Below are 14757 nucleotides of genomic sequence, written 5' to 3' on the forward strand. Positions count from 1 at the left end.
GCGAAAAATAAGCGGAATTACCCCAAGTTGAATGAGGTTGCTATCAATTTTCATGGATATTGTTAGAAAATCCATAATTTTTTACTTATTTTTGACAAACCATTCAGATACTTTGTGAGCATGAGGAAAATGGAGGAATATGGAGAATAGACTCCATTTCCACTTTAAAACGGAAAAATTTCAGATAATTTTAAGGTTTTTCAATGGAGTCGAAACAGTTTACAATGGCGAGAGAATATTTATTTTAATGAACATTCTGATATTTTAGTAAAGGTTGGGTAAATTATGATTAAATCGTTGTCAAAAGTCATTTCTATCATTTTTCTCGTCATTATCTTTTTCGTCATTGCCTTTTTGCTATATTTCACGTTTCAATCGAAAAAGCATCCAGAGAAAGTGCCTACTATTTTTGGAATTAGTCCATTAACCGTTTTAACGAATAGTATGCATCCATACATAAAGGCTGGTGACATGGTCATTATTAATAAAGTCAATCCAGCAGACGTGAAAGTAAATGATGTGATTACATTTCAAGAAACAGCGACAAAATTTATTACCCACCGGGTCATTGCTGTTCAACAAGATCAAGGGAAAGTAGGATTTGTCACTAAAGGGGATAATAATAATGTACAAGATTCAAAGATCGTCACCCCAGATCATCTTGTTGGCAGTCTTGTTTTAAAAATTCCAAAAGCAGGATATTTTGCGAAGTTTGTTAGCGGCCCTATTGGTTTTATTCTACTAATCCTTATCCCTGCTACTGGGTATATTTGTTTGGAAGTGTATGAAAGACTTTCGAGGCCAAAGAGGAATGAAAGGCTAAGTTAATGACATGTAGAAAAAAACGTCCTACATATAAAGGACGTTTTTTCCTATCCGATAATTTAACTGCTGAAGAATTTTTTTGCTAAGATGTGTGACTATTGTGACTAGGTTTTTAGCTAAATTGTCGTTGTTTATGTATACTGTTGTGTCAGAAATGAAGAGTTCCCAGAATATTAAACATATGTAATCGCCTTATCATCTTCTTTCCCTTTCACTTTATCAATTTTATCAACAAACATCTGAAAAACTTTCTTCTTCTCTTCAAGATCTTTAATATCTTCCTTCAATTGGCTAAACCTTTGTTCAAAAGGAGTATGATAAAGTTCACGGATTGTTTTAATAATTTCACCATTCACAGTCGATTGTATGACTTGTTTCGTAATACTAAACTTATAATTGTACACCTGCAATTCTTGTTTTATTTCTTCATATTCTTTATCTATTTCAATTAACAACTCACAAATTTCTGCCTTCCACTCTTCCAAAGACTTTTTCACATGATCTTCCATATTCAATCTCCTTTATTCACGTTTTAAATATAGATGAATAACTATCATGTATTTTACCAATCGAATTTTTCATTTTTATGTCTGTAGAATTACAGTGTGGTGTCACATGGGGTGTCAGGCACCGCACGTGGACTTTTGTGTCTTTTTTCCACCTGAGATGGACAGTTTATTGTTGGTTATTATTTATCAACGGTAAAGAGCCCTTCTTAAAGAGAGGGCGATTGCAGGTTGATGAACTTAATTGTCGTTATTATTTATTAAGGTAGACACGGGTTACGTTGTGCAATTGGCTTATTCATCAAAAGTTTATTTTTTCACAGAGTGTCAGGCACCTTATTTCCCGTATTTCCTAGTATATTTATAAACTTTCCAATTCTTTTTTGGATTGCTTCTGCTTAAATATAATCTACTTGTATGATCTCCACTTTCCTCATTGAGTAAAAATTGGGAAACTACTACGTACTCTTTTTCATTTTTCTTATTATAGGAAATTGCAGGTTTTTTTGGTTGATATTCCGCCTTCCAATCAAACGTATCTATGGCATATCCCCAGATTTCAGTTTCAATCACATGATATAATTGCGTGCCATTTTTATTTTTTCCAGCAGTTCTCATTTGCTGTTTAAAGTATTTATCAATATAGGCGGTTGTATATCCGGGAGTTATGATAGAATAGATCTGTTTTTTCGTATAGTTTCTTTCCCATGTCTTTCTCTGCATACTAATCACTTTATCCGTAATGCTCTTTGCTTGGGCAAGAGACATCTTCAAATCAAATCGAAGGTACTGCGTGGATATATAAGCTTTTTTCTTATTATATCGAATCTCAGACCATCCACTTTTTGTCTGATTATACACATTCACCTTTGCCCCGTTTCGCAAAAAACCTATCTTTTTATTATTTATTCCGGGCCCGTTTCGAACATTTAATGTTCCATTTTCCAAATCAACCTTCCCGATTTGAGGAGTAGCTGCCTTAGTGATTAGTAAAGAATTGGAAAGAGTCATTATTGGAATTAATAAGATAAAACACAAAAGCATTTTCAAAATAATAGATTTCTTCATAATGACCTCCTCAAAATAGAAAAATTGTATATTTTAATATATACATATTCTTTATTCGGGAAAATAATCACAGTATGAAGAAATATTTTTGGTAGGATAGGTTCCCTGTCCCATTATTCTAGTTTTGTCTAAAGAGAAAAATCCAGCTTAGAATGGGAGACAGGACCTAATCCTTTGTCCCAAATAGAACAAACGTTGGAAAGATATTTGAATATGTTGAATCTATAAAAAATAATTAGTAGTAGATAAAAAGGTTTACACATGGGTAAACCTTTTTATTTGGAGTAAACAAATTATAATTCCTAATTCAATTTGGGGATTAATAATGTCGCATTCTACTTTTTCTTATTGAAAAAAACGGGACACGGGGCCTGCCCCCTTGTCCCTAGTACACTATATCTTCAGGCCAATGTAATTGAACTTGTTGATCTTCTAACATTTTTTGATAAGACAATAAATGTTTCTCATTTTCACGTACTTCATGAGGTATTACGTCATGAATAATAGAATAGGCCGCTAAGTATCCTACCGATTCTCCAATATTCCATTCAGTCGGATGTAGCCGGTAACAGCCATTTGTGATTTGGGTCGTTCCAATATTTTTGCATGCTGGTAATAGATTCTTGACCCGAATGGGTAATAATGATCCTAATGGAATTTCATAAGGATTGTTAGGAATATAAAAGGTTCTATTGGAAACGGTAGTAGGATGTAAGTCTAAGTGGTAACTCCCAACACCCACACTATCATGGTATTGACAAATTCCTTTTTCACCCCTTAATTCTTTGCTTACATCTTGTTCTGTAATTGTGTAAACCGCTTTAATTCTCCGTGATTCTCGGATATATGGTTGTTTTGCCAAACCATCATCTGTTCCTAGTACATGTTTACATAATCTTAGTCCGGGATAACCTTTCCCTCCATCTAAGCGTGGTGCTTCCGTTTGAAGCCAGTACAACAAAGATAAGCTTTGTTGTCTTGCCCCCTCCAGATGCTTGCGTCTTTCCTCGTCCGATACTTCATAGATGGGACCTAAGTAATAATCATTTTGAGCCCAATTAATTAATGTAATGTCACTACCATATATATTCCCTTCCATGATTGAAGGATCGATAATTCTTCGATAATCCCATAATGAAGGAATTTCTTTTTCGTTAGTAAAAAGAGTAAATTCCTTCATCTTGGAAGTATCGTCCGCATCCGTTGCCAACCAACTAAAAATTGGATAGGTTGAAAAACTCGGCACATACTGGCGCCAGAAATCATACTGTTCGGGTTTTTCAATCGTAAAATTTTCACCTTCAACATATTCAAGCGCAAATACATGGGTAATAGATTGTATATCAAGAGGGTTTGCTTCTTCCAATGCATGGGGTTCACCTGTTTCATACTTAGACTCTGCACCCGTCACATACTCAACATTGGCTAACGGTAAAACATCTCCACATTCAGTAGCATCCAAGAAATACTTCCCTTCAAGTAAAACCGTTTGGTTAGAAATCAAATTTTGAACAGTCACGGATCGTACCATATCTTCTATAGTAATTGCATCTACAGGTCTATAATCATACATAATATTGATTCGCCCACTATTCACATAAGGCGCTAACATGTCTTCTAGTACCTTTAATGCAACTTTTGGCTCATGCGAAAGTCGACTAACCCAAGCATTTCCAGGATTGAGAATTTTATTATTTCTACTCTCCTCAGTGAGTGGATAATTATCCTTATAGTATTGACGTATGCGATTTCTAAATTCTCGATATGTACCCGTACAACCAAAACTTTCAATCCATTTGTGCTCATCGGGGGGAACAGCTTGACTGGTTAACTGCCCACCAATCCAATCCGTTTCTTCCGTCATAATGACATTTAATCCATTTTTAGCAACAGCCAAAGCTGCCATACATCCGCCTAGCCCTCCACCCAATACAATAACATCAGCGGTTAATTTGTTTTTCATCTGGAAATTTCCTCCTCATTTCATTCATATTGATCAATGACTTCCAATCCCATTAAATTCCTAAATAGCTTCTAAAATGAGTTTAGCCGCACCAATTGAACCAGCCATATTCCCAAGAAGTGCTGGTCTAACGTCTATTTTTAATCCGCTTTTCATTAAAGTGGAGGTGAATAGGCTCCACCAAATCTCCTTGGATTCAATGACCCCACCACCGATGATAATACTTTGTGGGTTTATTCCGTTGTAGATATTCGAAATAACGATGGACAACCGGTTTACATACTCCTCAACAACTGAAATGATTTCTTTTCTCTTATTCTTGTAATCTTCCATTACCATTATTCCTGATGAGTAGGTTCTATTGGTCGCCTCTTCTGCAAAATAGACCAAAGCATTTCCCGATAAATACTGCTCGATACATCCACTCTGACCACAATTACATTCACAGCCATTTGGAATAAGAACGACATGTCCCCATTCACCACTACTCCAATTCTCACCCCGAAAAATATTACCGTTCAACATGTTCGCACCGCCAACACCAGTACCCAGTGTTAACATAGTGATATCCCTTAATCCTTTTCCTGCTCCGATCCAATGCTCTCCTATCAGAGCTACGTTTGCATCATTATCTACCATTACAGGTAGGTTAAATTGATGCTCCATTCTCTTCCTTAAGTTTAGCCCTTGCCAATCCTTTAAATTTTCAGTCGCATAAACGACTTCGCCTGTATTGGTATTTACCCTCCCAGCGGTTCCAATTCCTATTCCCTTTATATCAGGATCTGTAATAAGTAACTCCTCAATGATGTTCTTCAGATTCTCGATGATATGTTCACGCCCAAGCGTTGCTTCCGTATCCACTTTTGCCGTTTGCAAAATATTCCCATTATCATCGATAACAATTCCTTTTATGGAAGTACCACCAATATCAATTCCCAAAACCTTCACATATTTCACTTACCTTTCAGTTCATCGAAGAAATTTCTTCACATAACTTCCATTTTTAAAAGCTTAATAATACTACAGATTCGATTGATTGGGTTCCCCTGATTTCATTCTATTTATTTCTGAAACATACATTTCCGTGATCAATTGTGGTCTCGTTATAGCTGATCCAACCACTACCGAATGTGCTCCTATTCTAAATGCTTCTATCACTTGCTCTGGCGTATGGATTTTCCCTTCTGCAATAACAGGAATTTTTAACGATTGGGTTATTTCTTTTAACAATTTAAAATCCGGCCCATATTTTTTCGTTGAATAGGTAGTATATCCCGAAAGGGTTGTCGAGACACAATCTACTTGTAAAACTTCAGCAAGAAGACCTTCATCTAATGTAGAGATATCAGCCATTACCCTAACACCGTTACCTTTAATATACTTTACAAGATCATCTAAGGATTCACCGTTCGGACGTATTCTTTTTGTCGCATCCAGTGCTATAGCATCCACTCCTACTTCCAATAATTCATTAATTTCCTTTATCGTAGGAGTAATGTATACTTCGCTATCTGGATAGTTTCTTTTTACCAATCCGATAATAGGCAAACGAACGGCTCTCTTAATCGCGGCAATATCATTCATGCCATTTGCACGTATCCCTATCGCTCCCCCTAACTCAGCTGCTTTTGCCATTTTTGCCATTACATCCGATCCATGTAGCGGCTCATCTTCTAATGCTTGGCATGAAACAATTAATCCTTTTTCTATTTGATTAAAAAATGAGTCTTTCATTATTTCATCTCCCTAATCTTCTAGTGCGAGTTCAATTACAAGTCTTTCATGAAGCTTTTCACTAAATCTATCACCTGCGTCTCATAATCTAAGGATGAATAACAATGATCACTTCCATGGATCCAATTAAGGGTGCTTTGATCGCCAAAAATTTTGGAAAGCTGTAAAGAAACAATAGGAGGAACCGTATCATCATTTGTACCATGAATCAATTGCACATTAGCGGTAACCTGCTTAGCTTCCTCATAAACATTTTGATGAAACACATCATCAACCAATTCTTTTCCTACCAAATTTCCACCAAAGTCAATAACACCCTCTTCTATATATTTGAATAAGGCTTCATTTTTTACATTTCTCGTTACTACATTAAAAATATTAACGGCAGGACATAAAAGGATGAGTTTTTTGACCTGCTCTTTTAAAGCGGAACTAGCAATAATCGAAACGGCACCGCCCATACTAAACCCGATAAGATTCATTCGATTTGAATCAATATAATCAATTTCTTTTGCGAAATGGAATACTGCTAAACAATCCTCTACCTCTGATGACATCGTCATTTCTTGAAACTTACCATCACTTTCACCACTACCAATAAAATCAAATCGTATACTAACTATCCCCATATTTGCTAAAGAATCAGATAGTTTTTTAAATAAAAAATGGGATTCCGCTTTATGTCCAGTAAATCCATGATTATAAACAACTGCAGGGTAGGGGCCTTTTCCATCCGGCTTTGTTATTATTCCCCTTATCGTTAGCCCGTCTTTATTTACATCAAAATAATTGATGTGCAATCCATTCGCCCCTCATGAATAAAATTCTTTTATTTGAACATGTGTCCTTAAACCCACTTCAAACATTCTATTCCATGGCATGAAGCACTCATCAATGAAAACATAATAGTTTGCGTCATCTAGATGATCTCGAATAAATTTTTCTAATTGTTCTTTAACTATTTTAGCTACTCTTCCCTTTTGACCATCTACCTCAAAGTAGTTAAATCCCATTTCCGGTAACATATTTTCTGTTACTAATTTTCGAACATAGCCACAATATCCGCCATCTTCAACATAGCGAAGGGATAAAAAGTCCTTATGTTCCTTTCGATTACCATATATTTGATAAATCATCCCTTGAGAAATACAAGTGCCTAATGTATTTGAACTCGTATTCCAGCCTGCATAACCAGCCAATTCAAAAAGGAGCCCCTTTTCTTTTAGTAGTTTTAGTAAACTCAAATCTGCTCCATTAGCAAACGCGATATCAGCTACAACACAAGGCTTTTTCAATATCTTGGCAACATAATCCGCATATTCAGTTAACTCAACAATATTTCGAAAAACATTGTAGCTTACTAAAGGATTTTTCTGCGAAACTGCCTCCATCATCGTCTCACCAGGTGTGTTCACTAAGAGAACGATATCTGCTTCGCTTACAGAGGTCGCAAGTAGCCCTCCTGCCGCAAGGATTTGATACTTTAAGCTTTCATATAATGGTCTATCTTCATAAAGGGGAATAACAAATGGCCCATGTATACTGGAAAAGTGAGGATACACAAGCGGCCGTTGATTTTTAACCTGATTAATCATTCGAGCTAGAAGTGTGCATCCAACCTCGTCAGCACCAGGATACATATATGTATTCAGTTCGGTTCCAAGGATTGCGATCTGTTCCCGAACATTCTGTTGATCCATGGCAGTTAATCCATATGGCGATGAATCATCTTGAGGTATGATTAAAAAATCGATCGTTTTATCTTTTGCATATTGAATAACCGCTTTATTTACCTCAATATTAATTGCACGCCTAGATAAATAGTCATCTAGTACTTGTGATGGCAATACTTCTTCAATCTGTTTCAATCTTATTTCTTCTTCTTTCGTTGCGATTTGCAACTGTTTACGGTGCTTAATATAACCTTGTTGGAAAATCTCCTTCCCCCACTCCTCATAGTAATCTGGTTCTTCGTCACTACTAGAATATTGTGGACATCTCATGATTAGGTTGAAAGCAAAAAGCTGTAACCCCGGATTGATTTCCTTTAATTTTTTCAATCCCAATAATCGATTTACGCAATCTGCTTTCGTTAACGAATGGAGTCTAGAAGGAATAATCCCACCATATAAAAGGGTATCTAACGAAAGAATGGCGCCATCTGCATCCTTGCCTTCCTCCAAGAGCCACTTCCATAATTGATCTACGTTACCGGGTTCTTTCTTCTTCCCCATCAAATCTAGACCTGGCTTAACAATCGTAAAATCGGTTCCGTTTGCAAGGTCACTAGGAAAATGGTAATTACAGGGACGTTCATCTAAAGGAATATAAAGTATTTTCTTCATCCTTCAACACTCCTATCAATCGTTCTTTTCGTTGGAGAGATAACCCCACTTATCTGCTACCTTCATAGCTACATCACTACCTATCCGACATGGATATGTTTTAGATTGGGAGATCCACTTCTGTATCTCTTGTTGAACATTTTCCGTTTTAGTTTCTTCATATGTTTTGATGAGTTTCCATAAATGAATATCCATTTCTGCTCTCTCAAACCATGGTTTGATCTCAGTTTGAAATTTTGAATTGTCCATCGTTTTAAGATGAAGAATCGCCTCTGAAAATCTTGAAAAATAGGAATCTAAATACAGAATATTTTTCGTTTCAATCGCTTTCATCAATTCTTCATTCACTTTAAAATAAAGTCTGCTATTTTCGTTATTTTCGCAAAAAAATCTCATGTCTTCTACAAACTCAGGAGCAAATTCTTTGAGAGCTAATTCCCATGAATATTCGGGCATATAACGTTCACAATTCCACATGTAATGGGATAACGTAATTAATGACATTTTCGACAATTCCCATTGATTCATTGGATTAGAAACAAACCCAATATGCCCTAGTTCGTTTAATTTTGAATAACGGTTTCTTACCGGGCCAAGAAAAATACGATCAGGATCGGCATCATTCACAGGGATGTTATCCCAAAGGATAAAATCATGTCCATAAAAAGATCGATTATTTTGTGCATGTTCTTGATCAATTGTTGGGGCAAACACGAAAAATCCCGTCCAAAAAACAAGAACCTCTGGATCCATTAAGTCACGAATATCTTTTTTATACTCCGTGTCCCAATATGACCAATATTCTGAAGGGCACATAACCAAATTGTATTGATATAATGTATCTTTCAAAAATCGATTCACTTCATTCACTAAATATGCATGGGAAACACCGGATCTTTCGAAAAAATCTTTGTTCTCCCCCTTTAATACATAATCAATATCGTCCATTAATATCGCAAAATTTCTAATTCCTAACGAAATCATTGCCCTTAATTTTTCTTTTAAATATCCAAAGTCTTCCTTAGATGTAAATTTCATATCGTTTCCTGGGCTAATACAATAATAAAAATCGATATTGTTTTCATCACAATGTTGTTTTAACAATTGGATCCTCTTAAAGTTTTCCTCTGGATAGGATTCACGCCATAATTTGCGATGATATTCGTCATCTTTCGGTGCGTACATAAAGGTATTCATGCGGTGTTTTGCCATAAAGGAAACGGAGTCCATTCGGTCTTCAAAACTCCAAGGTTCCCCGTAAAATCCCTCGATAATCCCTCGAATGCGAAAGGACGGTTCATCATGAATCGTTACAATTGGTAGCCTGATGACACCTTCTTTTTTTATAATGATGAAACCAAGAGCATCAATAGCATATTTGATCCCTCTCTTATTTCTTGCGGTTACAGTGATCTGATCATTTTCAACTTTTAATATATACCCATCCTCTTTCAAGGAGGCACTATATTCAAAAGTCAATTTGATATTGCCTTTATGTTCTTCTGTAATGATCTCAATGAGGTTGGAAGAAATAACCCCTTCGTATTCCTGATTCATTGAATAGCGCGACTGTAATTCACAAACTAATTTTCTACCTTTTATTTCTGTAAATTCTCCCGTGTGATAATAATCACGGAAATAGTACTGGGCATATTGAATATCCATGTTTTTTGCTCCTCTCACATTTACGACTTGTTAATAAGCAACAAGTAACCAAATCTACTATCCTTTAACCGCTCCCGATATACCTTCCATGTAATATTTTTGTGTGAATAAAAAGACAATAATAATCGGAATTACGGAAATCACCGTTCCCGCTGCAATCCACCCGAAGTTATAGGAAAATTGTCCATTCAAAAAGCTTAAAGCGGACGCCAATGGATATTTAGAAGTATCATTTAAGACAATAATCGGCCATAAAAAGTTATTCCACATTGCCATGAATTCTAGTAAGCCAATAACAGCTATCGCAGGTTTTACCATCGGCATCATTAATTGAAGCCAGATTCTAAATTCAGAAGCTCCATCCATTTTTCCAGAGTCACGGATCTCTAAAGGTACCCCAATAAACGCCTGTCTCATTAGAAAAATATTGAAAACCGATACAGCAGATGGAAGGATGACAGCTAAATAAGTATCCATTATTCCAAGTGCTTTAATCGTGAGATAATTCACGACCAAACCAGCTGCAGCAGGAATAATCATCGTTGAAACCAAGGCTAAGAAGATCGCGTTTCTTCCTTTAAATCTAAAGATAGCTAATGGATAAGCGGTTAGACAGGAGAAAAATATACTTAGGACGACCCCCAAAACGGAAATAACTATCGTATTCCATATATATTGAAAGAAGTTCATATACTGCCAAACTTCTATATAATTTGCGAAATCAATAAACGTCGGAAATATTGCAGGTGGAAACGTAAATACATTTTTACCTGGCATTAGCGAAACACTTACCAACCAAAGAAAGGGACCCATCATAAAAATAGCAAAAACAATCAATCCCAAATAAATCAATGCTTTTTTTGCAATTTTGATTATTTTATTCATAAGTCGCAACCCATTAATATGGATTTACACCACCTTTCTTATTGAATAAAAAGATAAAAATACTAAAAATAACGATAATGACACTAACAATTAAACCTAATGCTGATGAATATCCAAAGTTGAACTTCATAAACCCTTGTTGATAAATGTACAGACTTGATGTTAAAGTTGAACTTCCGGGTCCACCTGATGTTAAAACGTATACTTCATCGAAGACTCTAATTGCCGCCATTAGGGAAATTAAACTACAAAAGAACACATAAGGTTTTAAAAGCGGAATAGTGATTTTTTGAATCACTTGCCAGCGACTAGCTCCATCAATCCTAGCTGCTTCAATTAAGTCTTCTGGAATTGATTGAAGACCAGCCAAATAAATCATCATATAGTAGCCAAGACCTTTCCACATCGTAATAAACATTAAAACCCACAAAGCAGTATTATAATCCGATAACCAACCGATCTTTTTATCGATTACTCCAACGGACATTAAAATATAATTGACTACCCCGTTTTGACTTAATAACCAACCCCATATAATGGCTACTGCCACCATTGAAGTAACAACAGGTATATAATAAGCACTTCTAAAAAACTTGATTCCTTTGATTTTTCGATTAACTAGGACCGCCATCAAAATAGAGAAAAGCTGAATAAATGGAACCACGATGATATACAGCAACGAGTTTTTCAAGGAAATGAGAAAGTCCGGATCCTTAAATGCACGGATAAAATTATCTAAACCAATAAATTTCGTTTCTGCAATAACCGAGTAATTTGTAAATGCCAAAGGCACACTGTAAATGATCGGCCAAAACACAAAAAGACAAAGTAAAATCAATCCCGGAGCCATAAAGATCCAGGCCAATTTAGTTTCAGAAACCTTTTTCTTTTTCGCGTTATGCTTCTTTTCCACGCGTATCTTCCCCCTTAGAGAAATTGGGCAGAATGCTAAGAATCTGCCCAACCCACTACCCACTTATTTTTTCAATATATCATTTACTTCTTTTTCAGCCGCGCTTAATTCCTTATCAATATCTGCATTATTTAAATAAATATTTTGCAGATGCTTATTAATGCTTCCATTTACATCACTAGCATTAGCAATACCCAAGTAGAAATCAGTCGCTTTGTCTAAGCTTGCTGCTGAAACGGTCAATGCTTGACCTTCTAAAGTCCCGTCGTTTTTAGAGAAAAAAGCATCTTTTGCACTATCTACAGTGGAAGGAAGTGTGCTTGCAGCTTTTGAGAATGCTAATTGATTTTCAGCATTGGTTACATATGCTGCGAAGTCTACTGCTTCCTTCTTATGCTTTGTTTTCGCTGGAACGACAACGTTCATAGTATTAGAGAAACGGATGTCAGCTTTTCCAACAGGACTCGGAACGGCAATCATTTTCTTATATACATCTGGTGATGCTGATTTTATTTTATTGATAAAAGGAGAGCTTGATAAAATCATTGCAACCTGTTCACTACCAAAGAATTGGATTTGCTTGTCATAATCAAGGATATCCTTTGGAATGACACCATCTTTCATTAGTTGAACGTTTTCTTTAATAGAAGCTTTTACATCATCATTATTAAATGCAGCTTTACTATAATCATCTGTAAGAAGCTTATTCCCCTCTTCTAAAATAGAGCGTGCTTCCATCGTAAAGACATAACCATAAGCACCTGTTTTTTCCTTAATCGTTTTTCCCCATTGATTCAATTCTTCTTTTGTTTTTGGAGGATTATTAGGATCTAATCCAGCTTTTTCAACTAATTCCTTATTTATAAATAACACGGGAAGGCCTGTATACCATGGAAGTGCATTTGCTTTTCCATCAATTTCAGTAGAAGCATAGATACCTTTGAAGTAAGCATCTTTTTGTTCCTGTGTAAGTTCCTTATTTAAATCAACTAAAGCATCTTTTGTACCCATTTGATTTGCAAATTCAGTGTTTAAGTTTACTACACCAGGAGCCTCACCACTGGCAATACTCGTTAATAATTTATTTTGAATTGCATCGTATGGATAATCCTTCCACACAATTTTTACTTTAGGATTTTTTTCTTCGTATTTAGCAATTAGATCATTAAAGTAATCATTAAATGTCGGTTGTAAGGAAATTGTCCAAAATTCAACTTTCGATTTCCCTCCTTCTTTTGAACCTGTTTCTTTTGAGCTACATGCAGCCAGAACTCCTATGATTAATGTGACAGAAAGAAATAAAGACAAGAAACGCTTCATAAAACTAACACCCCTTTTATTAGTTTAGAAATTTAATGCGGTAGTTTACACAATTCTAAGGTGTATTCATTTAGAACTGAAGTAGGTTTGATTAACGCTTTCATTTTTCCCTAAATTCTGAATTCTACATTTACACCGCATCACAATTTACTTATATATGAATCTATCATATTTCGGAAATTTTATCCACCTTTTTTATAAAAAAAGGATAATATATTCTTTTTTTATTATCATATGCATTTTTAGATATCAGAAGAAAGTATCTATCAAATTTTTTTCTTTTGTAATTCAACGGTTAATTCTTCCCACCATTGATATTCATCCAAGTATACAACGTCAAATAGCATCACACCGTTTGATTTCTCTTTACACATTTGAATCGCTTTTTTGAATTGCTCTGGGTCCTCATGATAATCTTTTAAGTATAGGCTCCCGATAACCGGAATACTCCCATTAATCGCTTCTAAACTCATATCAATCGCTCCCTCAACACTGTACCACGGTGCAGGGCGATTATTTTCATCTGCTTCTTTAATTGTCACTTCAGGATAATAGCAACCTGTCATAATAAAATCTAATTCATCCCCATATCCCGATTGGTGATATTGATTAGACACCCATTCTAAATCTGGTTGATACGTTTCACTTCCCCAGTTTACGCCCTCGTTGTAATAAAGAGGGTACCAAGATCCAACATATATACAAAAAGCCAACTTAGGGTTAATCGTTTTTACTATGTTTCTAGCACCCTTAACAAAATTTTTTATATTTAATGCTCTCCATTCAGTCCATTTAGGAAAATGTGGACCAAACTTTATTTTCTTCGTTCCATCTTCTATTTCATAAATATCTAATGGCCATCTTTCAACTTTTTCACCAATGTACTTCTCAAATGTCTCCCTGCTCAAGTCACTAAAGTCACCATAAATATTTGGATATCGGCATCGGTCTAGTACAATGCCATCAATTTCATATTGTGAGACAATCTCTTTTATAATACTATTTTCATAATCTATAACTTCTGGATTGATAGGATTGACGAAAATGGTCGTATCAGCTGAATTTTCTGCTGCTGTTGGTGCCATTGAAGTGGCTTCATTATAAGAGACTACCTTCCATTTTTCCTTATCATACACCATCCCATCTTTAGAATGGGCAGTCCCTTCCGCAAATACATCCATATTAGCGATAATCTTCAACCCGGATCCTTGTGACTCATCAATCATTTCTTGTAAAAAGTCACGATCTTTCCACATTTGAAAACTTCCATCTGACCAGCTGCTCACATGATAGGCATACTGACTTTGATAGGTTGTTTGACCATAAGGTATTTTCGCATCAACTACTAGATGGGTAATCCCCGCTTTCTTCGCATTTTCTATTAATCTTTTTCTTTCTGATTGCTCTGATAGTCTTTCCCCATTTGCAAGGAAATCCACCCATAGTATATTGGCCTCTTTACCGAGTATTGTATTCACTGATCTCTCTCCTTCACTTTTTAGTAGAAACCATTCATTATGTTTTTCCATG

Annotated in this window: 13 protein-coding genes; 1 reads left to right on the forward strand and 12 read right to left on the reverse strand. The window is 35.6% G+C overall.

Going from position 1 to position 14757, the window contains the following annotated elements; genetic code table 11:
• Positions 1-285: 285 nt before the first annotated feature.
• Positions 286-828 (forward strand): signal peptidase I, encoded by a 543-nt coding sequence (locus ACQKP0_RS04395; RefSeq protein ID WP_427404597.1) that lies wholly within the window; start codon positions 286-288, stop codon positions 826-828.
• 170 nt (positions 829-998) lie between these two features.
• Here the strand turns inward: ACQKP0_RS04395 and ACQKP0_RS04400 are convergent, their stop codons facing one another.
• The 12 genes from ACQKP0_RS04400 to ACQKP0_RS04455 form a co-directional block, all read right to left on the reverse strand.
• Positions 999-1334, reverse strand: coding sequence for a hypothetical protein (locus ACQKP0_RS04400; protein ID WP_427404598.1), 336 nt, complete (start codon positions 1332-1334; stop codon positions 999-1001).
• Positions 1335-1667: 333 nt separating this feature from the next.
• Complete coding sequence (locus ACQKP0_RS04405) at positions 1668-2399, reverse strand: SH3 domain-containing protein (protein WP_427404599.1); 732 nt, start codon at positions 2397-2399, stop codon at positions 1668-1670.
• A gap of 385 nt (positions 2400-2784) precedes the next feature.
• Positions 2785-4362 (reverse strand): FAD-dependent oxidoreductase, encoded by a 1578-nt coding sequence (locus ACQKP0_RS04410; protein WP_427404600.1) that lies wholly within the window; start codon positions 4360-4362, stop codon positions 2785-2787.
• Positions 4363-4422: 60 nt separating this feature from the next.
• Positions 4423-5322 carry an ROK family protein gene (locus ACQKP0_RS04415; RefSeq protein ID WP_427404601.1) on the reverse strand — a complete coding sequence of 300 codons (900 nt, stop codon included), beginning with the start codon at positions 5320-5322 and terminating at the stop codon, positions 4423-4425.
• Between the two features lie 63 nt (positions 5323-5385).
• On the reverse strand, positions 5386-6099 hold the full coding sequence (locus ACQKP0_RS04420) for an N-acetylmannosamine-6-phosphate 2-epimerase (RefSeq protein ID WP_427404602.1): 714 nt from the start codon (positions 6097-6099) through the stop codon (positions 5386-5388).
• A 35-nt stretch (positions 6100-6134) separates the two neighbouring features.
• Entirely contained in the window at positions 6135-6899 is a 765-nt protein-coding gene (locus ACQKP0_RS04425) for an alpha/beta hydrolase family protein (protein WP_427404603.1), read from the reverse strand.
• A 12-nt stretch (positions 6900-6911) separates the two neighbouring features.
• A complete protein-coding gene (locus ACQKP0_RS04430; protein ID WP_427404604.1) occupies positions 6912-8444 on the reverse strand; it encodes a DUF4127 family protein in 1533 nt (510 codons plus the stop codon).
• Positions 8445-8459: 15 nt separating this feature from the next.
• A complete protein-coding gene (locus tag ACQKP0_RS04435; RefSeq protein ID WP_427404605.1) occupies positions 8460-10109 on the reverse strand; it encodes a beta-N-acetylglucosaminidase domain-containing protein in 1650 nt (549 codons plus the stop codon).
• Between the two features lie 57 nt (positions 10110-10166).
• The gene (locus ACQKP0_RS04440) at positions 10167-10994 is read right to left on the reverse strand and encodes a carbohydrate ABC transporter permease (protein ID WP_427404606.1); all 828 of its coding nucleotides are present in this window, start codon (positions 10992-10994) and stop codon (positions 10167-10169) included.
• Between the two features lie 13 nt (positions 10995-11007).
• On the reverse strand, positions 11008-11907 hold the full coding sequence (locus ACQKP0_RS04445; protein WP_427404607.1) for a carbohydrate ABC transporter permease: 900 nt from the start codon (positions 11905-11907) through the stop codon (positions 11008-11010).
• A gap of 63 nt (positions 11908-11970) precedes the next feature.
• Positions 11971-13227, reverse strand: coding sequence for an ABC transporter substrate-binding protein (locus ACQKP0_RS04450; protein WP_427404608.1), 1257 nt, complete (start codon positions 13225-13227; stop codon positions 11971-11973).
• Between the two features lie 266 nt (positions 13228-13493).
• The gene (locus ACQKP0_RS04455) at positions 13494-14756 is read right to left on the reverse strand and encodes an alpha amylase family protein (protein WP_427404609.1); all 1263 of its coding nucleotides are present in this window, start codon (positions 14754-14756) and stop codon (positions 13494-13496) included.
• Between the last annotated feature and the right edge of the window lies 1 nt (position 14757).

The organism is Heyndrickxia sp. NPDC080065 (assembly GCF_050281185.1).
Taxonomy (GTDB): Bacteria; Bacillota; Bacilli; order Bacillales; family Bacillaceae_C; genus Heyndrickxia.